The following is a 22,104-nucleotide window of genomic DNA, read 5'->3' on the forward strand; positions in this document are numbered from 1 at the left end:
CCGGCTACTTGCTCCGGCGCTTCACCGAAGTAGCGAACACTCTGCCGTAGAACTCGACGAGGTTCACCCGCGACGTGGACCAGGACAGTTCTTGCTCGACACGGTCGCGGCCATACTCCCCCATACGCTTTCGTCGCTCTGGGTCGTCCAGCAGTTCGACGATCCCCTCGGCGAACTTTGCTTCGTCGTTTGCCGGTGCATAGACGGCCGCGTCGCCCGCGGACACCCGCGCCTCGGTGAGTTCGAACGACACCATCGGTCGCGCCATCGCCATGTATTCGACGACCTTGTTCATGGTGGAGACATCATTGAGCGGGTTCTTCGGGTCAGGAGACAGACATATATCCGCGCTGGACAGGCACCGCTGCAGGAACTCGTCGGGGACGCGTCCGGTGAATTCGACGATGTCGGTGATGCCGAGCGCCTGCGACAGGGCGACCATCTCGTCGAACGCGTCGCCACCGCCCATGAAGATGAAGTGGGTGTCGGTTCGGCCGAGCTCGTTGCGCAGGTGCGCGATAGCCCGCAACGCATAGTCGACGCCGTCCTGGGGTCCCATGACACCGACGTATGCGCCGAGAAAGTCCTTGCCGCGCTTCAGGCTCGGGTCCGGCTCGCGTTGCACGAAACGCGAGAGGTCTGGGGCGCTGCGAACGACGGTGACCTTCTCGGGTGCCATCTTGCCGCGCGAGATCGCGACCCGGCGATAGCTTTCGTTCGTCGAAATCACGGCATCCGCGACAGCGAAGGTGATGCGCTCGACCAACGTGGCGAACGTGAAGAGAATCTTGCCGCCCGATTCGAACCGCGACAGATACAGCTCGGGAACGAGATCGTGTTGGTCGAACACCGACCGAGTACCGCCGAGGACACGCAGGATCAACGCGACGACGAACAAGAGGTCCGGTGGATTGCAGGCGTGGACCACGTCGATCGGGCCCTCGCGACGCACCTTCAACGCCAGGCGGATCGTGTGCCACAGCGCGAGCGAGTACTCGCGCAGGTAGCCCAGTGGACCGCCCGTAGCGGGCTTCAGCGGGTAGCGCAGAATCCGGACGCCCTCGATCGTGGCCTCCGGTTCCTGGTCTTGTTTGGTCCCTTTCGGGCAGATCACGGTGACCTTGTATCCGGCATCGACCAGCGCTCGGCTTTCTTGCCAGACGCGCCGATCGAAGGGAACCGAAAGGTTCTCGACGAGAATCAGGATGTGCCCGCTCATTGCTTTCCCACCACCAAGTCCGTCAGCAATTGCTCGTATGCCTTTGCCGTTTGTTCGATCTGAAATTCACGTTCGACCCTGGCTCTGCCGTTCTTGCCGAGTTGGGTACGCAGCGACTCGTCGGTTGCGAGCGTTGTCAGGCGGTCCGCGAATTGCTTGACGTCGCCGACCGGAACGACGTAGCCCTGCTCACCTTCGCCGACGATATCGCGGATCGAGCCGCAATCCGTAGCGACGATCGGCACCGCTGCCGCCATCGCTTCGATCAACGTGATCGGCACACCTTCGTGAACCGACGACAGGCACGCAACGTCGAAGCCAGGTAAAAGCGCCGGCACGTCGCGTCGAATGCCCAAAAAGCTTGTGCGCCCGGCAATACCGAGCTCCTCGGCGAGTTCGCGGAGCTCTGCCTCTCGCTCACCTCCGCCGATGACGACGAGCCGGAGTTGCGGCACCGCCGCCGAGCACGCGGCGACGGCCTGAAAGAGCACCTGATGCGCCTTCTGAGCACTCAGACGCGCAACGATTCCGACCACGAAATCGTCTTCGGCAACACCTAGGTGCAACCGCGCTCGCTGCCGATCCTCCGCCGTAGCCGCAGGCGGAAGTTCGATGCCGTTCGGGATCACCACTTCGCGGGCGGATGTGCGCGCATTCCGTCCGACGCCCTCTTCACGGTGCAGATACTCGCCCTGGCTGGGCGACAGAAGCACGAGCGCATCCGAGTAACGGAACGAATTCACCGCCCACTTCGGGAATACCCGTTTGCCGACCGACGTCAGGTCCATGTCGTGGGCGGCGACGATGTTCACCGGCACACGCGCAGCCTTGGCAGCGAGGCGGCCCAACGCGAGCGCCGCTCGATGGTGGTGCGTCACGAGGAGTACATCGGTCTTGTCACCGCGCAAGGACCGAACGAGCCGTGGCAGCGTCTTGGTATCGAATTTGCCAGTCCGATCGAGGACTTCGACGTCGAAACCCGCAGCGGTGAACTCTGCCGCCAGGTCACCGGCCTCGCGCAGGCAAATCAGTCTCGGCACAACGACATTCGGGTCGAAGTTCTTGAAGAGGTTGAGCAGCAGCACTTCGGCACCACCGACGAACGTGAGGTCGAGGACCACCGTCAAGCGGACCGGCCTTCCCAGTTCGGGGTTGACTCCGACCACCGCACTCATAGCTTTCTCCGCGGCGCGAACGCTCACGCGAAGACTGAATTCCTCTTCGACGCGAGCGCGGGCGGCGGCTCCCATTCGCTGCCGCAAGGCCTGGTCCGAGAGAATCGGCACGAGCCTGTCCGCGAGAGCCGCCGAATCATGTGCCGGCACAAGATGTCCGGTTGTTCCCTCGGTGATCATCTCCGGAACACCGCCGACCGCCGTGCACACCGCCGGTCGACCCGAAGCCATGGCCTCGAGCAGTGCCATCGGAAAACACTCGACGCTGTAGGAGCTCAGCACGAAGACATCGATGGCCCGCAAGAGCTGCGCGACGTCGGACCGTGAGCCGGTGAGAATCGCACGGTCCGCCAAGTTCAGCTCGGCCCGCAACTCTTCGATCTCCGGGCGCATCGGTCCGTCACCGATGATCAGGAATTTTGCGTTCGGCACCGCATCCGCGACGGCGCGCGCAGCATGCAGAAAGTTCGCGTGATCCTTCTCCGGACGGAGCGCGGCGAGGATGCCGACCACCCGATCGGACTCGCCGATACCGAGATCGGCGACAGCACTGCGATCGTCCGTCGGATCGAAGCGTTCGGGCTCGACGCCGTTGTAGATAATGGTGATCTTGTTTTCGTCGTAGCCGAGATCCTCGACCATGTACGACAATTGGGCCTTTGCCACACCGAAGTACGCACTCGTACGGCGATCGAGCAACCTGTCGGCGAGCGTGCGGACCCGCCCACGCGGCTCGGTATCCCCGCAATTGTGTACCCACACAACGCTGTGCGGCACACGCGCGATGCGCGCGGCAATTCGGCCGAGCATCTCCGCGTTGTAGCCGCGCGTCAGAATGATGTCGGGTGCGAACTTGCGCATTTCTCTGACGAGGTCCGAAATCGCGCCCAGCGCTTCCCGTTTCGATCGATGCAGGGCGACTGCTGGAATTCCCGTGTGTGCCAGGTCGGCAAAAAGCTTGCCTTCCGCACCGATGCACACGACTGCACCATCGAACTTGGCACGATCGAGATTCGGCATCAACGTCGTGACGTGGCGCTCTGCGCCGCCGACACCGAGATCGGGAACGACATACATAACCCGGATCCGACGGCCAGTCATCGCCCGACCTCGGTATACAGGTCGTCGAATCGGCGCCAGATCACGTCGACGTCGAATTCATCGCGGACCCGCTTCAACGCCGCGCCCCCGAGCCGGATCCGAGTCGCGTCGTTCTGGACGATGTCACCGAGCGCACGCGCAAGCTCCTCGACCTCGCCCGGCGGTACCAGAACACCGCACGTCTCGTCGATGAGGTCAGGAATTCCGCCGACCGGGCTGGAGATGACGCACAGCCCGTTCGCCATCGACTCCAGGATCGCCATCGGCTGGCCTTCGTTGTGGGAGGGCAGCACCAGCACTTGGGCCTCCCGCATGATCGGGGGAACATCCGCCTGGGACACCCAGCCGAGGACCTCGACGGTGTCGCCGACGCCGAGCGACGCAACGAGCGACTTTGCCCGGTCCACTTCACCGTCGCCGGCGACCGTGAGCCGCGCGTTGCGGGTGGTGCTGCTCAGCATGCTCTGCCAGGCCTCTAACAGCGTGAACGTGCCCTTGCGCTCGCCCACCCGGCCGAGGAACAGCACGTGGACGGGTTCGTCGGCACTCGGCTGCCCGACCTCGCCGCAGGGCCGAACCGCATTCGGCACGACCAGCACGCGGGCGTCGGGCTCGATCGCCTCCAGCCGCCGGGCCCACGTGCGGCCGAGCGCAATGACCGCGTGTGACCCGCGAAGGGAGCTGCGAATCGCCCACTGGACCGGGCTCGGCGAGCCGGCATAGAACTCGTGAAACTCGGAGCCGTGCACGTGCATCACAACCGGCACGCGAAACAGTCGTGCAAGCACATTCAGCAGGTACTTGCGGTAGAAGCTGCCGTCGGACGAACTGTGCAGGTGCACGGCGACTGGCCGATCCACCACGAGGTGGTAGACGAAGATCGGCACGCTGACGGCGAACTGACCGATCTTTGCCAGCGCGGACCCGTCTCGATGGGTAGCGACGTGCTTGATGTTCCACTTTTCCCACAGCGGTGTGGACGCCATGCTCACAACGAAGCTGGATACACCACCCCTGGTCGCCATGCTGGTTGACGCCCACAGCACAGTCGGAGGTCGTTTTCGACTGCGCCCCCGGGTCGTTTCACTCACGAGCGCCGGCGCTGGAAGTGGCGGAATCCGACTCTGCTTCATCGGCTGTGTCGCTGGTGGGGCGCACGGCTGTGTCGGCGGTGGTGTCGGAGTCTCCTGCCGCGACCGAATCCGCCTCGGCGGCGACGTGCTTCGCGGTGCTGACCTGTGCAGGCTTGTCGACGCGAACTGCCGGGTCGATGAGGACCGTGCCGAGAAGGCGACCGTCGACGTGTGCGAGCAGCTCGAGGGATTCCCGTACGTCGGCCACTCGCGCGGCCGGCTTGTCGATGACGAGAAGCACAGCATCCGCGGCGGCGCATAGGACCTGCGCTTCGGCAGCGGTCGTGATCGGCGGCGCGGCCAGCACGACCAGCTCGCTGACCTCGTGCAATCGGCCGATCAGCGCGCCTACCCGTTCACGACTCAGCAGAGCGAAGGGATCCGTGTCTGCCGAACCGGCAGAAATCGTCCGCAACTTCGGCATCGGCGATTGGTTGAGTATGTCGGCAAGTTCGACGTCGTTGCCGGTCAGCACATCTGCTAGACCGAAACCGCTGGAACTGCTCAGGTCGGCGTCGATCAGCACAGTTGCAAGGCCTTGGACCGCACGCCCTTCGGCGATCGCGCGCGCGATCTCCCGAGTGCCCGCCGACGCAACCGTGGACGTCACGGTCACCGTCGCGGGCGCTGGCAAGCCGGCTTCGGCAACCACGTTGACCAACTGCTGGACGCGGAGTTGTCGCGCGGAATCGCCGTCGGCGGGAATCTCGACGAGCGGTCGGGTACCCGTTTTCGCAGCTACCTCGCCAGCACTTCTGAATCGCCGGGAGAACGCGCCGAGGCAGATGGCAATTACGCCGCCCAGGAGCAGCCCGCCGACAAGTGCAAATACGATGTCCAGAATCCGGTCGGGCGAATTCTCGGTGACGCCCGAATCGGACTGCAGGTTCAGCAACTTATTGCTTGTATCGGCGTTGATCTGATTGATTCGGTCCTGAATTTGATCTCGCGCTACTTCGCCGACGACACCGTTGCGATCGAGCACATCGTCGAGCGGTTTCCGAACTGCGGCAATTGTCTCGTCTTGGGCCGCGCGTAGCTGTGCATTGATATCGTCGTGAAAGATTTGCGCTGCCTTCGCGGCCGCGGCGACTGCGGTTTCCCGCGAATCCGCCGTCGCGTCGATGTAGATGATCGGACTCGCAGCTGCAGTGCCCGCACTGAGCGTCACATCTGCAGGCAGGTCCCCGGAAGCCTTGAGCTTGTCCTGATATCCGCCGCTGCTGAAGTAGTCGACATACCCCGAAGCGAGCACGCCGTCCTGCTCGGGCGCGCGGTTCGGCGATCCGATCGTCAGCGCTGCTCGGCCGGTATAAGTGGTCGATTCCCCGAAGGCGAGAGCGGCCGTCGCAAGCGTCACAATCAGCGCAATGCCTAGCACCAGCCATTTGTAATGACGGATTCGGTCGACTTGGGTGCTCCAAGCGGTATTCAACGCGCCTCCACATTTGACTGCCGTTCGCTGAGCACGACTGAGCCGCCCTCCGACAAACGTTCCTATCGGGCAGATACAAAAGACGTTACAGCAGGTAAGTTTCCAGCAACCGGCTCCAAAGTGCGACGAGCCCAGTCCGACTCTACTTCGCGCGACCCGTCAGCTTCCGCAGAAGTCGACCGGAAACAGCGAACAATTGCTTGACCGTCGCGGGTGCGACGACGGCGAATACCAGCAGGTATACGACCGTGAACGTCAACGTATCCAGCACGAGCATGCCGACCGCGATCAGCAGTGAATGAGCGTCGGAGTGCAGCACCTCGTGCTCGAGAAACAGCGTGACGGCGAACCCGACAGCCGCGGCTGGAAATGGCGGTGCGATAGCACCCAGCAACTCTTTGAACGGCACTCCGATCACGGACACCGCGAGGCTCAGTTCGAGGATGGCGACGGTGATTGCGGTGATCGACACAGCGAGCCCGACACCGATCAGTTCGAACGGCCCGATGAGCGCGATCAGCAGGATCAGCCCCAACCCGAGTTCGGTCGCGGTGCACCAGTTGATCAGCGTCGTGCGGCCCGCACCCTTGATGGCTTCTTCACTGACGCTTGCGACGGCCTTGCCCACGCCGACACCGGCCATCGCGACAACGGCAGCGCCGGCCTCCCGCCATGGTTCGCCGAACACGATGACAACCGCGGGCTCACCCAGCGCAAGCATCAGCGCCGTCAGCGCAACCGCGCCGATCATCGAGAATCGGAGTGCGCGCAGGAAGGCCGACCGTAGCCGCTCGGGATCGCCGGCGATGCGCGAGAAGGCCGGGAACAGGGCTATCGCGCCCACCTCGATGATGACTCGCTCGGGAATCTCGGCTATTCGCTGGGCATATCGGTACTGCCCGAGAGCCGCCTCACTGAGGCCACGGCCGATGATGACCGATTCCGCCATTATCTTCAGGCGCGCACCGACGAGACCCAAGAGCAGCGGAAACCCGTACCGCGCAAGCTCGCGCCACATTCGGAACGAGAATGTCCCGCGCCCCGGGCGCCAATCGCAGATCAACCACACCCCGAGCACCCAGGCAACGAACGATGCGTACGAGCCGATCACCATGCTCCACACGCCCCACCCGCGCGCGGCAAACGCGACGGCGACGACCGCGAAAGTCAACGAGACGGTCGGTCCGACGATGACCCGGCGCTTCACGCTGAACTGGCGTTGCAGCATCGCCTCGGGGACGTTCGTGAAGGCAAACAGGAGCAACGATCCCGAAGTTGCGGCCGCGACCAACCCCGCTGTCCGGTTGTCGAAGATCATCCCGATCACGGGCGACAAGGCCAGAGCGCCGAGACTCATCGCGAAACCGCTCAGCAGCGTCACTCGAAATACGGTCTCTGCTGCGTCTTCGATCGAGTCCTCGCGGTGCACGAGTCCGGACCGCAATCCGCCTTCGACGAAGTTGGTCAAGAACGTGGTGAGTACGGTGCCTGCGACGAACAGGCCGACCTCCGACGGGCTCAGCAACCGGGCAAGCGCGACAGTTTGGACCAGTGTGATCAGCTCGCCGACCAATAGCGCACCTGCGGAGGCCGCTGCGACCAACCCGATCTTCCGACCGAAGGTCCCGGACGCTGGAGAGGCGTCGGCATCGTCGTCGGTCGGCGCCCCGGGTGTGGGGCTACTCATCGCTCGCTCGCGCAGCCATGTGCGCCGCAAGGTGCCTGTCTCGGCAAATAATTCCACCGTCCCTATCGATCGGAGGCAATCTGCACCGCCTGCGGACAGCAACCTCCGCCATACGGTAGCTCAGGCTAAGCCGAGCGCGCCGATTGCAGCGTCCGGCCCGATACCCCTGCACCGCGTAGACTTTCCGGTCATGACTGATACGGGCGACATGCGTACTTTTTCGCGGTCGAACGTCCTGCAAGCTCGCCTGCATCAACTCGTTCCCGGGGGCGCACACACGTATGCCCGTGGCGCTGACCAGTATCCGGACGCTATGGCACCCGTTCTGACGAGGGGTCTGGGCGCGCATGTCTGGGATGCCGACGGCAATTCCTACGTCGAATACGGCATGGGATTGCGCTCGGTAACACTCGGACACGGCTACCGACCTGTCGTCGAAGCCGTCACCGCCGCAATCGCCGACGGCACCAACTTCAGTCGGCCGACCGAACTGGAAGTGCAAGCGGCAGAAGACTTCTTGACGCTTGTGCCCGGCGCGGACATGGTCAAATTCGCAAAGAACGGGTCCGATGCGACGACCGCTGCCGTCCGGCTGGCGCGCGCGGCGACCGGTCGCCAGATAGTTGCTATCTGCGATCAACCGTTCTTTTCGGTCGACGATTGGTTCATCGGCACCACCGAGATGGACAGCGGAATTCCAGAGCAGACGTCTGCTCAAACAGTCCGGTTCGGGTTTAACGACCTGGCGTCACTCGACGCCGCGCTATCCGCCCAACCTGTTGCATGCGTCTTCCTGGAGGCCGCGACAGCGACCGCAGAGCCCGCGCCGGGATTCCTCGAAGGCGTGCGGACGCTCTGTGACAAGTACGGCACGTTGCTGGTCTTCGACGAGATGATCACAGGCTTTCGCTGGTCCGCGAGTGGCGCGCAGACGGTCTACAACGTGCAACCGGACCTGTCCACTTGGGGCAAGGCGATGGGCAACGGATTCCCGGTTTCGGCCCTTGCCGGTAAGCGCGAGTACATGGAGCTCGGTGGGCTACGGACCGACAGGGATCGCGTGTTCCTGTTGTCGACCACCCATGGACCCGAAACGGGTGGCCTCGCAGCATTTCGCGCGGTTGTCGCCGCCTATGCCGCGACAGAGCCGATCGCGAGGATGGAAGCGACCGGAGCGACCTTGGCGCGCGAAGCCAACGCCGTCGCCGCTGAGCTAGGGATTGCCGACCACTTCCAGGTGATCGGTCGGCCATCGTGTCTGGTGTTCATCACCAGAGATGTCGACAAGCGACCGTCACAGCCGTTCCGGACGCTCTTTCTGCAGGAAATGCTGCATCGCGGCATCCTCGGCCAATCGTTCGTGAACTCGGCCGCGCATACCGACGACGACGTCGCCGAAACCGTGCGTGCGACACGTGCCTCGCTGCTCGTGTACCGACGCGCACTCGAGGCGGGCACGGTGGACGGACTGCTTGTCGGCCGACCCGTCGCGCCCGCATTGCGGCGACTTGCCGCGCCGCGGCGGGCCCTCGACTCGAACGAAAGCTAGACCAGCCGGCTACGAGGTCAACTGCGATGCGAATTCGCGGTGCCAGACCTCGAGTGAAAGTAGCGTCCAGATCCGGGGCTGCTCGTTGCGATCGCCCGATGAGTGGTCCTCGAGCAGGCGGCGGACAGCGGCACGGTCGAAGGTCTCCCCGACGAAAGACGACGGCGCCGTCAGCAGGTCGAACGCCATGTCACGCAGGCCCCCACGGAACCACGCGTCGAGTGGCACCTTGAAGCCGATCTTCTCCCGATCTACGACGTCGTCGGGAAGATGTTTGCGCGCAACCTCTTTCACCACCCATTTGGACGTACCGCGCCGCACCTTCACGTTGCTGGGCAAGCTGAAGGCGAGCTCGACCAACCGGTGGTCGAGGAAGGGCGGCCGCAGCTCGAGTGAAGCGGCCATCGACATGCGGTCACCGCGCTCGAGCAAGTTGTCGGCAAGCCAGGTGTGTGTGTCGGCATACAGCATGCGGCGCAATGCGTCGCCGCGACCGTCGGTGTACGGATCGAGGACCGATCGCGTTGCCGGCCGACCCAGTAGCTGGTCACGCTCTCTGGACGTGAAGGGAGCGAACCAGCCGCGCATGCGCTCTGCATAGCTAGGCTCCGAAATCGCCCGCACCGCAACACCGAATCGCGCCTTGGCAGCAGGCAATCTCTCCTCTACTACGCGCAGCGCGGAACCGGGCACTAAGCCCGACCATCTAGTGGCACGGGCGTACCGATACTTGGGATAGCCGCCGAACAACTCGTCGCTGCCCTCGCCGGACAGCACGACCTTGACTTCCTCGCGCGCCAGTTCCGCCAGCCGGTATACCGCGACGTCTGCCGGCTCGGACAACGGCGCATCCCGATGCCAGCTCAGTCTTGCCAGGTTCTTCTGAAAATCGTCAGCGGTTACTTCCACTTCGTGATGCTCGCTGCCGACGATCTCGGCGACCTTGCGTGCCCACGACGTTTCGTCCATCCGTTCGTCGCCGAAACCGGCCGAGAAGGTGTGAAAGGTGCCGCCATGGCGCTCGTGGGCAACAAGGGCGCTGATCAAGCTGCTGTCCAGACCGCCAGACAGGTATGCCCCGACGGGAACATCGGCGACGAGGGCATCCTGCACAGACGCGGTGAGCGCCTTGTCGACCAGGTCCACCGCCTCAGCGGGACCCACCCTTGCGGCTTTCGACTCACGCGGTAGCGCCCAGTACTGCTCGATCCGCACGCCGCCGCCGGCATCGACAACCAGGCGGTGACCCTGTGGAACTTTGCGGACACCGTCGATGAACGTGAACGGTGCAGGCACTGACCGATGCGCCAGATAGTCGTGCAGGCTCTCCTGATCGACGCCGCGCCGGGGTATCGCGGGCAGCAGCGCTTTGATCTCGGACGCGAACGCGAAGAGATCCGAATCGACGTAGTAGTACAGGGGTAGTACGCCGAGTCGGTCGCGCACCAGATGAGTCTCGGCCGTCGTCGAGTCGTGGATGGCGTACGCAAATTGGCCGCGGAGCTTGTCGACCGCCGTGATGCCGAAATTTTCGTACAGCGCGAGAAGGACTTCCGTGTCGCCGTCGGTCTGAAATGGATAGTTCAGATCACGGCGCAGTTGCTTGTAATTGAGGATCTCGCCGTTGAAGGCGATGTGCGTGGTGCCGCTGGCGCCGGCCATCGGCTGCGGCGAACCCGCCAAGTCGATGATCGACAGCCGCGTGTGTGCGAAGCCGACGGCACCGTGGACCCAGAAGCCGTTGTCGTCCGGGCCGCGATGCTCGAGGCGATGCGCCATCTCGGCCAGCAGGCCGCGATCGACGGGCTGTCCGTCGAACCGGCGGATGCCCGCTATGCCGCACATGTCATGTCCTTCGCCACCAGCGCCCCAAGTTCTCGGAAGTCGAACTCACCACAACATCTTGACAGACCGGGGTATTGCACGCCCGCGTGCTCGGAAAATCGAGGGCGGAACGGCGCAGGTCGTCCGGACGGGCGCACACGTCGCATCCGTCCGGCCGAGTGCGGCTGCGTGGCGACGCCCACGTTCTCAGCAGGGCTGCGAAGGGAGGTCGGGCGCGCATAACGAGAACGTTTCTCGCACAGACACAATTGGAAAACACGCTCCCGCTAGGGTCTTTTGGCACTAATTCCTGTGGTAGAAAAGCCTTCGACGAATCTCGTTGAACCACAACGCCAGGAAGCGAGCCGGGGGCGCATCGCGCGGATCAGCGGTGCAAAACGCACAGACTCAGAGTTTGTTTTCGGGCAGAAAAAGATGATGCGCGTAAACCTTTGCAGCCGTTAGCAATCTAACGCTGCACGTTCAGTCGCGGATCGGAAACGCCACTGTCACAATAAGGCTGCGATCGATCGGAGGCAGTAGCGGTTGATCCGCGCTGTCCGAAAAGCTTGTTGCGGGCCGGGGCCCCCGTGGATCCTCACGGATCATTCGCACAGATCGAACGGTGGTCTCATGCCCAGACGACAGCGCGCGTACAGTCGCGCCTCCGCCCAGAATTGGCTCCGTCCCGCGTTGCTGCTCACGTCGTCGGCCGCCATTGCTTCTGTGCTGATTGCTGTTTCACCATCCACCGCCAACAGCGCGACTGCGTTGGCATTCGAGACCGAAGCCATGAGCTGGTCGCCGACCACCGCAGCTGTGCTCGTCAACGACACCAACGCCTCCGGTGGAAAGACTCTGCAGATCACGGTGAACTCCACCGGCACAAGGTCTTCTACACTCCCCGCCGGCACCGGCCTGTCGATTCGGGCACGCAGCGACAAATGCATGGGTACACCCACGATGACTGTGACCATCGACGGTGCGAACGCCACCGCGTTCACAGTGTCGAGCGCAGCCTGGACCGTCTACAAGGTCACGAAGACCATCACCGCCGCGCCACACACAATCAAGATCGCAACGTCGAACCTCTCGAACCTGATTCTCTGCAGGCGCGCAATCTATCTCGACACTGTTTCGGTCGAAATCGTTGTTCCGCCCACGACGACAACGACGCCACCCCCGACCACAACCACTCCGCCCCCGACTACTACGACTCCACCGCCCACCACGACGACTCCCCCGCCGACCACGACCGTTGCGGCAGGAACCCCGATCTTCACCGGCGACTACGAGACTGGTGATCCCAGCCAGTGGGCCGTGTGCCAGACCAAGTTCATCAACGGGCCGTGCTCGAGCAACAACAACAGCAATTACAGCCTGCAGGTGCAGAACTCGCAGCGGCGCCAAGGCTCGTTCGCGGCGAGGTTCGAGCTACGCGACGGCGACGTCCCCAGTTTCGGCGGCGGGGAACGCACCGAAGTCGAGGGCACCGACGCGACCGGCGGTCGCGAAGGTGAAGAGACGTGGTACCAGTGGAGCACCATGTTCACCTCGACCTTCCCGTCGAACCACGCAACCCAGGGTTGGGGCCTTGTCGCACAGTGGCATCCGTACGGAAGCACTGGATCGCCGCCGGTCTCGATGAACGTCGACGTCGAGAACGGCAAGTGGGGACTGGTCCTCAACCGGCAGAGCTCACCGGGTACCTACATCGGGGCCTACGTCGTATGGAAGGGTGCCCTGCTGCCAGGAACGTGGCAGGACATCAAGCTGCACATCAAGTGGTCGGCCAACGACAACGTCGGATACGTCGAGATGTGGCACAACGGCACTCGGCAGACGTTCACCGGCGGGCCGTGCTCAGGCCAGACCCGTTGCACCGCGCGAACGCTCATCCCCGGCAACGGTGGGACCTATTTCAAGCAGGGCTACTTCCGTGACGCCCGTGTCTCTGGCACCGGCATCGTCTACCATGACGGCTTCAGAGTCGCCAAAACCGAAGCAGCACTGGGTAGCCCGACTCCGTAAGTCGCTGTCAGCGTGCGGACCAGAACGTCCGCCACTCCTCCGGGCCGAGGGCGGAGCGGGTACCACGTGCCGTCTCGGCGGCGTCTTCCGCGGCTCTGATCTCGGCTACGAAGGCGAGCACTGCTTTCCGCAGTTCCTCCTCGGCACTGCGCTCACCATCGATGACGACCTCCCGCAGAGCCTGCGGGACAAGGTCTTCGGGCAGCCCTCCCCTGGCCGCCCGAACTCGCACTTTTTCTGCCAGCGCTAGCGCGGGCAAGGCCATCGCAATACCGTCGACGCACGAGCGCCGAGCCTTTTCGGTGGCCTTGCGCTGCTCCCAGGCCCGTTCCTGAGCAGCGATGTCGATCGGGCCCACAGCCGTGTCGGCCAGGTGCGGGCTGCGGTGTACGAGTTTGGCTACCAGCGCTGCGGCAACGTCGTCGACGGTGAAGGGTGAGACCGATGCCTGCGCGATCCGGGAGTGAAAGACGACCTGCAGCAACAGGTCTCCCAGCTCCTCTTTGATTTCCTCCGCATTCCCGGAGCCGACCGCGTCGAGCAACTCGTAGGTTTCCTCGAGAAGATACGGGCGCAGGGAGTCATGCGTCTGGGTGACTTCCCAGCCGCCGAAACCCCACAGCCTGTCCATCAGCTCGACCGCTTCGAGCAGGCTGTCACCCGGCACCGTCGGTGCGGCGATCACGCTGTCCCCGTCTGCAATCCGTGCGCGGACCACCTCGTTGCGAGAATCCGTGCTGATCAGCACCGCAGCCTCGGCGACCGCACTACCGACCCGCGAACGAACCGAATCCGGCACTTCCGCGGTGAACTGCACGGGCCCGCTGAGGAATTCGACGGCATCGAGCGGCACCAGCGTCGGACGCAGCGGGTCGAGCAGGATCACCGTCACTGCGGGATGCCGCCCGTAAGGTCCACTGCGCCGGGCGCTTTCCCGTCCATCGCGAGCAGGAAGTCCGCGATGTACTGCAGCAGTTCGACATCGCGTACACGTGCGGCCCCGATTGCATCGGCGACCCGAGGCAGGGGCAACTGCACGACGCCGGTAGCAGCGCGGTAACCCGCGCTGGGATACAGCCGCTTCAATCGCGTCTGCTTCGAATCGGGCAGGCTGAACGGTGACAGCTTCAAGGTCGTTCCGGCAACAGCCACCTCGACCACCTCGTAGGTCCGGCACAGCAGCCTCAGTCGAGCGACCGCCACCAGGCGTGCAACTTCGACGGGTAGCGGTCCGTAGCGGTCGATCAACTCTTCGATGACTGCCTTGACTTCGGAATCGTCGTTCGCCGCAGCAAGTTTGCGGTAGCCCTCCAACCGCAGCCGATCACTGGTGACGTAATCGGGCGGAATGTGCGCGTCGACCGGCAGATCTATGCGGACCTCCTTGGGAGCCTCGTCCGTCGTGATCGGCCTGCCGTCGGCTGCCGCGCGATACGCCTCGACCGCTTCACCGACGAGCCGCACGTACAGATCGAAGCCGACACCGGCGACGTGGCCCGACTGTTCGGCACCGAGAACGTTTCCAGCGCCACGGATTTCAAGGTCCTTCATCGCGACTGCCATGCCCGCGCCGAGGTCGGAGTTCTGCGAAATCGTCGCGAGTCGGTCGTAAGCCGTTTCGGTCAACGGCTTTTCGGGCGGATACAGGAAATAGGAGTACCCACGCTCGCGGCTACGGCCGACGCGGCCTCGCAACTGATGCAGCTGCGACAACCCCAGCGCATCCGCACGCTCGACGATCAGCGTGTTGGCGTTGGAAATGTCGAGACCGGTTTCGATGATCGTCGTGCAGACGAGAACGTCGTACTCACGCTGCCAGAAACCCTGGACCGTCCGTTCGAGTGTGTCCTCGTTCATCTGACCGTGTGCGACGACGACCCGTGCCTCGGGAACGAGGTCGCGAATTCGCAAGGCCGCCTTGTCGATCGAGCTGACCCGGTTGTGCACGTAGAAGATCTGACCGTCACGCAGCAACTCGCGGCGGATCGCGGCGGCGACCTGCTTGTCGTTGTACGCGCCCACGTAGGTCAGCACGGGATGCCGTTCCTCCGGCGGGGTGAGGATCGTCGACATCTCCCGGATTCCAGCAAGGCTCATCTCGAGCGTGCGCGGAATAGGCGTGGCGGACATGGTCAGAACGTCGACGTGTGTGCGCAGTGCCTTGATGTGCTCTTTGTGCTCGACGCCGAACCGCTGCTCCTCGTCGACGACCACGAGGCCGAGATCCTTCCAGCGGACACCGGTTTGGAGGAGCCGGTGCGTGCCGACGACCACGTCGACGGCGCCGTCCTCCATGCCGGCGAGAATCTCCTTGGACTCCGCGGTATGGGTGAATCGAGACAGACCGGCAACTCGCACCGGGAAGGCCGCCATCCGCTCGGTGAAGGTCTGCAGGTGTTGTTGCGCGAGAAGCGTTGTCGGGACGAGAACAGCGACCTGCTTGCCGTCCTGCACCGCCTTGAACGCCGCGCGAACCGCGATCTCGGTTTTGCCGTAGCCGACGTCACCGCAGACGACGCGGTCCATCGGGACCGCTTTCTCCATGTCCGCCTTGACTTCCGAGATCGCCGTCAGCTGATCGATGGTCTCGGTGAACGCGAACGCGTCCTCCATCTCCTTCTGCCACGGCGTATCCGGCGCGAACGCGTGCCCGGGCGCCGCCTGGCGTGCCGCGTACAGCGCGACGAGCTCGCCCGCGATCTCGCGAACGGCCTTGCGCGCCTTGCGTTTCGTGTTCGCCCAATCGGAGCCGCCCAGCTTGCTCAACGCGGGCAATTCGCCGCCGACGTAACGCGACAACTGATCCAGCGAATCCATGGGGACGAACAACCTGTCACCCGGGTGACCACGCTTGCTCGGCGCGTACTCGATCACCAGATATTCACGCCGCGCACCCCCGATCGTCCGCTCGATCATTTCGACGAAGCGACCGATTCCGTGCTGATCGTGCACGACCATGTCACCCGCGTTCAGCGCCAGCGGATCCACCTGGTTGCGACGCTTGGCCGGCAACCGTTTGCCGTCACCCGCCGCCGCGATGCGGTTGCCGGTGAGGTCGGACTCCGCGATAACGACGATGCCCGCGTCGGCCAGGATCAGGCCACCGGTCAACGAACCGCACAGGACGCCGACCTTGCCGACGACCGGTTCGGCACCGGCATCGAGTGGCGCCGCGGCCACGTCGGCTTCGGCAAGTCGCTCCAGGATGCGTTGCGCTGTGCCGTGACCCGCGACGACGATCACTGCCCGACCGCCACCGGCGACATGCGCGCGCAGCATCGCGAAAATCGTCGCAAGTTCGGCGTCCGAACCTCGTGCGGTGGGCGCGGCTTGGATATCGAGCGTCGTCAGGTCAGCGCTGCCGGAGCTCAGTGGGCTGATCGTCCACCACGGGTGGCCGACCTTCTCGGCGCTGTCGCGGACGGCGCGCAGCGTGCGGTAGCCCGACGCCGCGAGGTCGACCGCCGAGCCGTCGGTCATCTTCATGTTCGACGTGTCGATCGGAGCGGCACCGCCGATCGAAGCTGCCGTCCACGATGCCTCGAGGAATTCCTGACCCGTCCGCACGAGGTCTGCAGCGCGGGTCCGGATCTTCTCGGGGTCGCAGAGCAGAACGTGGGCCCCCGCGGGCATTACATCGGTCAGCAGCTCCAACTGACCGGGCACGAGCACCGGGATGAGCGCTTCCATGCCCTCGACCGTGATGCCCGTGGCGAGCTTGTCGAGCATCTCGACGAGCGCGGCATCCGCCGGATTGTCACGGGCCAGGCTTGCGGCCCGGTCGCGCACGTTTTCGGTGAGCAGCAGCTCACGGCACGGCGGCGCGATCACCGACTCGATCTGCAGATCTGCCAACGAGCGCTGATCGGCGACGGCGAACGCCCGCAGCTCGGTGATCTCGTCGCCCCAGAACTCCACCCGGACCGGATGATCCGCCGTCGGCGAAAACAGGTCGAGAATGCCACCGCGAACAGCGAATTCGCCGCGCTTACCCACCATGTCCGCACGGACGTAACCGAATTCGACAAGGCGATTGATCAGCCGGTCGAACTCGATCTCGGCGCCGATGCGCAGTTCTATCGGCGCGACCTCGCCGAGGCCCGGAGCCATCGGCTGCATCAGCGACCTGACCGTGCTCACGACCACCCGAAGCGGCGAACCGTAGTTCGCATTGTCGGGCCGGGCAATTCGGCGCAGCACCTGCAGGCGCTTGCCGACGGTATCCGCGCCCGGTGACAGCCGTTCGTGCGGCAGCGTTTCCCACGACGGGAACTGCGCAACCGAATCGCCGAGAATCGCCTCGAGTTCGGTGGTGAGGTCGTCGGCTTCGCGACCGGTCGCGGTGACCAGCAGGACCGGTGCTTTACCTGCGACGACGCTCGTCAGAAATGGCCGGGCAGCGTTGACTGCGACGAGTTCGACAGCCGGGCGCCCGACGAGATCGAGGACCCGGGCCAACGCCGCGTCTGTAGCGACTGCTGCCGCCAGACCCGCCATCGGCGGATGTATGGAAGGCAACAGCAAACTCCTGAACGCAGCGGATTTGGGCCGTCGGATCGACGGCTATGTCACGACTACAGAGATTCTACGGCTCGTAGCGCCGCAAGCGCCGCGCTGCGAACTCCCTGAAGTACGACAGCTTCTCTGCGGGCACCAGCGACGGCAGCAGGAAGTACCACAACCGCTCGGTGCGCATCGCCATCTCGTCGACCGCATCGGTACCGACCGCGACGACGTGCACTCCCGAAGTCAGTGCGTGCCACAGGTTGCCGACGACATCGGGATCGAGCGTCGGTTCGAGATCGCCCTGCTCGATCGCCCGCGCCGCGAGTTCACGCTGCGTTTTTCCCCAGAAGATCGCGATGTTGTCGCCCTGGGTGCCCTTGTAGTCGCCGATCTGATGATTCAGTTTCAGCATTGCCGCAACCATCGGATCCGTACGCGTCAGATCGGCGACGACGTAAGAAATGCCGATGCATGCTTCGAGCGCCGGCACACGACTGTCGAAGAAGCCCTTGCACGATTCGGTCAGGCGTTCGTTGCCCTGATCGACGACCGCGCGCGCAAGTTCTTCCTTCGAACCGAAGTGGAAATACAGTGCGCCTTTGGTGACATTCGACTGCGCAATGATCTCGCTCAGGCTCGCATTTGCATAGCCGAGCCTGAGAAATACATCGGCCGCACCAGCCAGCACCGAGTCGCGGGTTATTTCCGCGCGCGCCTGCCTAGCCAATTGTCTCGCCTCGCCATCCCCGGATAACACCGACGTCCCGAACCGAACAGCACACAAAGGTTGGGTGAACCGTACCACCGGGCGACTTCGTGCCCATGCGATCCTCCAAGGTCAGCCTCCTGTGTGACAAGCGGGCAACACTCCCCGGGTCATATTTGTAGCGAGGGCAATTATCCAGTGCCCAACTGGGGGTTCGGTTCGAGATTGGTGAGCCCGTTCCAGCACAAATTCACAAGGTGTGCGGCGACGACTTCTTTCGTCGGCGAACGCTCGTCCAGCCACCATGTCGCGGTCGTCGAAACCATGCCGACGAGTGCCTGGGCGTATAACGAAGCAAGCGCGGGATCTAGCCCGCGCCTGCTGAAATCTCCGCCGAGAATATGGCTGACCTGGCTTATTGCCTCGTTAAGCAAGCTCGAGTAGGTACCGTCTGCCGCCGTCGCGCGCTGATCACGAACAAGAATACGAAAGCCGTCGGTGCGCTCTTCGACATACGTCAGCAAAGCGAGCGTGACGCTTTCGATCCGTACCCGCGAACGATTCTGGGTCAGCGACGACGTGATCATCTCGTTCAGCGTCGACATCTCGCGATCCACCACAACGGCGTAGAGGCCCTCTTTGCCACCGAAATGTTCGTAGACAACCGGTTTCGACACATGGGCGCGTTGCGCTACTTCCTCGATGGAAGTCGCGTCGTAACCGCGCTCGGCAAACAGTGTCCGTGCGATCTCTACCAGTTGCTGCCTGCGCTGAGTTCCGGTCATCCGGGTACGCGGCGCGCGCTCCCCGGCTGCCGCGTTATCGGGTGCGCTCGACACCTGCAGCCCCCACAGTGTCGTAACGCATGATTCGTCCCTTCGAACAACGTGATCGAAATTTGGGTCCGCAAGAGACCCTATCGATAGGCACCAGGCTTTTCGCGAGGCGGTTCGACTATGACGCTTCGACATGCGAGGATCGTTGGCGCAGTGGCGGGCCGATCGGGGCGAGCTGGGGTTGCCTGGCACGATTCGAGACGCTCCGCGACTCGGGCAATCCGCCGTAGTGTAATGGCAGCACCTCTGATTTTGGTTCAGATAGTTCAGGTTCGAGTCCTGGCGGCGGAGCGAGGCTTGCGGGCGACAATGTCGCCGGGAGCGAGGCTTGCCGACCGACAATGTCGCCGTCAAGCAGTAAGAACTGTTGGTACCTAGAGGAGCTGTATGCACGAGCAGACCGCCGTTGTCGTCCTCGCCGCAGGCGCAGGCACACGGATGCGGTCGAAGACTCCGAAGGTTCTGCACCCGCTGGCGGGGCGCTCGATGCTTGCGCACTCCATTTACGCAGCTCAGGGTATAGAACCTGACTATCTGGTCACGGTCGTCGGGCACGATCGCGAGCAAGTCGGAGCAGCCGTCGCGGACCTCGCACGCGAGGTCGGCCGCGAAATCGATCTGGCATTCCAACCGGAGCAACTGGGCACGGGCCATGCCGTGCAATGTGCGCTCGAAGTGCTGCCGGACGACTTCGTCGGCCATATCGTCGTCACGGCCGCAGACGTCCCGCTACTGGACAGCCACACACTGAATGCGCTGCTCGACGAGCACCGCAGCTACCCCGAACGCGCCGCCGTCACCGTCCTCAGTTTCATTCCGGACGATCCGAACGGCTACGGGCGTATCGTCCGGACGCCTGACGGCGAGGTCCTCGAGATCGTCGAGCACGCGGACGCGACAACAGAACAGGCCGCGATCACCGAGGTCAACTCGGGTGTGTACGCGTTCGACGCCTCCGCTCTTCGCGACGCGATCAGCCACTTGAGCACGGAGAACGCCCAACGCGAGTTGTACCTGACGGACGTCCTCAAGATCTCGCGGCAGAACGGGCATGCCGTGTACGGCGCTGTCCTGGCCGATCCGATCCGGGTCACCGGCGTCAATGACCGCGTCCAGCTATCTGTGGCGTCGGCCGCGCTCAACAGGCACATCCTCGAACGGCACATGCGCTCGGGCGTCACGGTTGTCGATCCGAGTTCGACGTGGGTCGACGCGAGCGTCACGATCGGTCGCGACGCAGTCCTGCGGCCAGGTGTGCAGCTCCTGGGCAAGACGATCATCGGCGAAGACGCGGTCATCGGGCCCGACTGCACGTTGACCGACGTCACGGTCGGCGACTCCGCGTCGGTCGTGCGCAGCCATGCCGAGAAGTCGACCATCGCCGCGCACGCGACGATCGGCCCGTTCAGCTATCTGCGGCCGGGAACGGTCGTCGGCACGTCCGGCAAACTGGGCGCATTCGTCGAGACGAAGAACGCCGAAATCGGACCGCATTCGAAGGTTCCGCACCTCAGCTACGTCGGCGACGCCACGATCGGCGAGCACACCAACATCGGCGCATCGAGCGTCTTCGTCAACTACGACGGCGTGAACAAGCACCGAAGCGTGATCGGATCGCACGTCCGGACGGGTAGCGACAACATGTTCGTCGCGCCGATTTCGATCGGCGACGGCGCCTACACGGCAGCCGGAACAGTCGTCCGCCGAAATGTTCCACCGGGGGCGCTCGCCGTCTCCGGAGTTGCACAGCGCAATATTGACGGGTGGGTGCAGCGGAAGCGCCCGGGAACGCCCGCGGCGCGAGCCGCATCGGCAGCAGTGGCCAACGCCAAGGACGCAGCAGCGCGTCAGGGTGAGAACGTGGCTGAAGAAGACACCAAGAATGAGGACGGCGGACAGCAGTGAGCGGTATTTCAGTGAACAACCAGAAGAACATGATGCTGTTCACTGGTCGTGCTCATCCGGAGCTCGCCGAGCAGGTCGCCAAGGAACTCGACGTCGCCGTGACGCCGCAGACCGCACGCGACTTCGCAAACGGTGAGATCTTCGTACGTTTCGAGCAGTCCGTCCGCGGCTCGGACGCGTTCGTCCTCCAGAGCCACCCGTGGCCACTGAACCAGTGGTTGATGGAGCAGCTCATCATGATCGACGCGCTCAAGCGCGGCTCCGCCAAGCGGATCACCGCTGTGCTGCCGTTCTACCCGTATGCGCGCCAGGACAAGAAGCACCGTGGTCGCGAGCCGATCTCCGCGCGCCTCGTCGCCGACCTCCTGAAGACCGCGGGCGCGAACCGCATCATCACGGTCGACCTGCACACCGACCAGATCCAGGGCTTCTTCGACGGTCCCGTCGACCACATGCACGCGCAGGGCCAGCTCGCGGACCACATCCGCAACGGCTACAACCTCGACAACATCACCGTCGTCTCGCCTGACGCGGGCCGCGTCCGTGTCGCCGAGAAATGGGCGGACTCGCTGGGTGGCGCGCCGCTGGCGTTCATTCACAAGACGCGTGACCCGCTGGTGCCCAACCAGGTCAAGTCGAACCGCGTGGTCGGCAGCGTAGAAGGTCGCACCTGCATCCTGATCGACGACATGATCGACACCGGTGGCACGATCGCCGGCGCCGTTCGCGTACTGAAGGAGGCGGGCGCCGGCGACGTCGTCATCGCCGCGACGCACGGTGTGCTCAGCGACCCCGCCGCCGAGCGGCTCGCCGCATCGGGCGCGAAGGAAGTTGTCGTCACCAACACACTGCCGATCACCGAAGACAAGAAGTTCCCACAGCTCACGGTGCTCTCTATCGCACCGCTGCTCGCCCGGACCATTCGCGAGGTCTTCGAAAACGGATCCGTGACGAGTCTGTTCAACGGCAACGCGTAGGGCGGCTGCGGACACGGGCA

Annotated in this window: 14 protein-coding genes and 1 tRNA gene; 5 read left to right on the forward strand and 10 right to left on the reverse strand. The window is 64.0% G+C overall.

Annotated elements, in window-relative coordinates:
* Positions 1 to 4: 4 nt before the first annotated feature.
* The 5 genes from JGU72_RS04880 to JGU72_RS04900 all read right to left on the reverse strand — a co-directional run bounded on the left by JGU72_RS04880 (position 5) and on the right by JGU72_RS04900 (position 7,750).
* Complete coding sequence (locus JGU72_RS04880) at positions 5 to 1,219, reverse strand: glycosyltransferase family 4 protein (RefSeq protein ID WP_199682586.1); 1,215 nt, start codon at positions 1,217 to 1,219, stop codon at positions 5 to 7.
* On the reverse strand, positions 1,216 to 3,495 hold the full coding sequence (locus JGU72_RS04885; protein WP_233531104.1) for a glycosyltransferase: 2,280 nt from the start codon (positions 3,493 to 3,495) through the stop codon (positions 1,216 to 1,218). The genes JGU72_RS04880 and JGU72_RS04885 overlap by 4 nt, the downstream gene beginning before the upstream one ends.
* Positions 3,492 to 4,481: a glycosyltransferase family 4 protein gene (locus tag JGU72_RS04890; protein WP_233531106.1), complete on the reverse strand. Its 990-nt coding sequence runs from the start codon at positions 4,479 to 4,481 to the stop codon at positions 3,492 to 3,494. The genes JGU72_RS04885 and JGU72_RS04890 overlap by 4 nt, the downstream gene beginning before the upstream one ends.
* 97 nt (positions 4,482 to 4,578) lie before the next feature.
* Entirely contained in the window at positions 4,579 to 6,009 is a 1,431-nt protein-coding gene (locus tag JGU72_RS04895; RefSeq protein WP_199682588.1) for a P-loop NTPase family protein, read from the reverse strand.
* 196 nt (positions 6,010 to 6,205) lie between these two features.
* The gene (locus JGU72_RS04900; RefSeq protein ID WP_199682589.1) at positions 6,206 to 7,750 is read right to left on the reverse strand and encodes an oligosaccharide flippase family protein; all 1,545 of its coding nucleotides are present in this window, start codon (positions 7,748 to 7,750) and stop codon (positions 6,206 to 6,208) included.
* 190 nt (positions 7,751 to 7,940) lie between these two features.
* On the opposite strand from JGU72_RS04900, the gene JGU72_RS04905 reads away from it, so the two are divergent.
* Positions 7,941 to 9,299 (forward strand): glutamate-1-semialdehyde 2,1-aminomutase, encoded by a 1,359-nt coding sequence (locus tag JGU72_RS04905; RefSeq protein ID WP_233531108.1) that lies wholly within the window; start codon positions 7,941 to 7,943, stop codon positions 9,297 to 9,299.
* Between the two features lie 9 nt (positions 9,300 to 9,308).
* Here JGU72_RS04905 and asnB read toward each other — a convergent pair whose 3' ends face one another.
* Entirely contained in the window at positions 9,309 to 11,144 is a 1,836-nt protein-coding gene (gene asnB, locus JGU72_RS04910) for an asparagine synthase (glutamine-hydrolyzing) (RefSeq protein WP_199682590.1), read from the reverse strand.
* A 612-nt stretch (positions 11,145 to 11,756) separates the two neighbouring features.
* Here asnB and JGU72_RS04915 point away from each other — a divergent pair.
* On the forward strand, positions 11,757 to 13,154 hold the full coding sequence (locus JGU72_RS04915) for a heparin lyase I family protein (protein ID WP_199682591.1): 1,398 nt from the start codon (positions 11,757 to 11,759) through the stop codon (positions 13,152 to 13,154).
* A gap of 7 nt (positions 13,155 to 13,161) precedes the next feature.
* Here JGU72_RS04915 and JGU72_RS04920 read toward each other — a convergent pair whose 3' ends face one another.
* The 4 genes from JGU72_RS04920 to JGU72_RS04935 form a co-directional block, all read right to left on the reverse strand.
* Complete coding sequence (locus JGU72_RS04920) at positions 13,162 to 14,046, reverse strand: nucleoside triphosphate pyrophosphohydrolase (protein WP_199682592.1); 885 nt, start codon at positions 14,044 to 14,046, stop codon at positions 13,162 to 13,164.
* Positions 14,043 to 17,651, reverse strand: coding sequence for a transcription-repair coupling factor (mfd, locus tag JGU72_RS04925; RefSeq protein ID WP_199683208.1), 3,609 nt, complete (start codon positions 17,649 to 17,651; stop codon positions 14,043 to 14,045). Before mfd ends, JGU72_RS04920 begins: the two co-directional genes overlap by 4 nt.
* 88 nt (positions 17,652 to 17,739) lie before the next feature.
* The gene (locus tag JGU72_RS04930) at positions 17,740 to 18,387 is read right to left on the reverse strand and encodes a ScbR family autoregulator-binding transcription factor (protein WP_199682593.1); all 648 of its coding nucleotides are present in this window, start codon (positions 18,385 to 18,387) and stop codon (positions 17,740 to 17,742) included.
* 170 nt (positions 18,388 to 18,557) lie between these two features.
* On the reverse strand, positions 18,558 to 19,151 hold the full coding sequence (locus JGU72_RS04935; RefSeq protein WP_199683209.1) for a TetR/AcrR family transcriptional regulator: 594 nt from the start codon (positions 19,149 to 19,151) through the stop codon (positions 18,558 to 18,560).
* 271 nt (positions 19,152 to 19,422) lie between these two features.
* Between JGU72_RS04935 and JGU72_RS04940 the strand changes: the two genes are divergently transcribed.
* The 3 genes from JGU72_RS04940 to JGU72_RS04950 all read left to right on the forward strand — a co-directional run bounded on the left by JGU72_RS04940 (position 19,423) and on the right by JGU72_RS04950 (position 22,084).
* Positions 19,423 to 19,493 (forward strand) — tRNA-Gln (locus tag JGU72_RS04940).
* A 96-nt stretch (positions 19,494 to 19,589) separates the two neighbouring features.
* On the forward strand, positions 19,590 to 21,107 hold the full coding sequence (gene glmU, locus JGU72_RS04945) for a bifunctional UDP-N-acetylglucosamine diphosphorylase/glucosamine-1-phosphate N-acetyltransferase GlmU (RefSeq protein ID WP_199682594.1): 1,518 nt from the start codon (positions 19,590 to 19,592) through the stop codon (positions 21,105 to 21,107).
* Positions 21,104 to 22,084: a ribose-phosphate diphosphokinase gene (locus JGU72_RS04950; protein WP_199682595.1), complete on the forward strand. Its 981-nt coding sequence runs from the start codon at positions 21,104 to 21,106 to the stop codon at positions 22,082 to 22,084. The genes glmU and JGU72_RS04950 overlap by 4 nt, the downstream gene beginning before the upstream one ends.
* Positions 22,085 to 22,104 lie beyond the last annotated feature (20 nt).

Source organism: Antrihabitans auranticaus, from assembly GCF_016481275.1.
GTDB lineage: Bacteria > Actinomycetota > Actinomycetes > Mycobacteriales > Mycobacteriaceae > Antrihabitans.

Bases quoted from the DNA above. Each gene is read 5' to 3' on its own strand.
- JGU72_RS04890 (WP_233531106.1), bottom strand. From the start codon at position 4,481: ATGGCGTCCACACCGCTGTGGGAAAAGTGGAACATCAAGCACGTCGCT.
- JGU72_RS04885 (WP_233531104.1), bottom strand. From the start codon at position 3,495: ATGACTGGCCGTCGGATCCGGGTTATGTATGTCGTTCCCGATCTCGGT.
- JGU72_RS04905 (WP_233531108.1), top strand. From the start codon at position 7,941: ATGACTGATACGGGCGACATGCGTACTTTTTCGCGGTCGAACGTCCTG.
- glmU (WP_199682594.1), top strand. From the start codon at position 19,590: ATGCACGAGCAGACCGCCGTTGTCGTCCTCGCCGCAGGCGCAGGCACA.
- JGU72_RS04880 (WP_199682586.1), bottom strand. From the start codon at position 1,219: ATGAGCGGGCACATCCTGATTCTCGTCGAGAACCTTTCGGTTCCCTTC.
- asnB (WP_199682590.1), bottom strand. From the start codon at position 11,144: ATGTGCGGCATAGCGGGCATCCGCCGGTTCGACGGACAGCCCGTCGAT.
- JGU72_RS04915 (WP_199682591.1), top strand. From the start codon at position 11,757: ATGCCCAGACGACAGCGCGCGTACAGTCGCGCCTCCGCCCAGAATTGG.
- mfd (WP_199683208.1), bottom strand. From the start codon at position 17,651: ATGGCGGGTCTGGCGGCAGCAGTCGCTACAGACGCGGCGTTGGCCCGG.
- JGU72_RS04935 (WP_199683209.1), bottom strand. From the start codon at position 19,151: ATGACCGGAACTCAGCGCAGGCAGCAACTGGTAGAGATCGCACGGACA.
- JGU72_RS04900 (WP_199682589.1), bottom strand. From the start codon at position 7,750: ATGAGTAGCCCCACACCCGGGGCGCCGACCGACGACGATGCCGACGCC.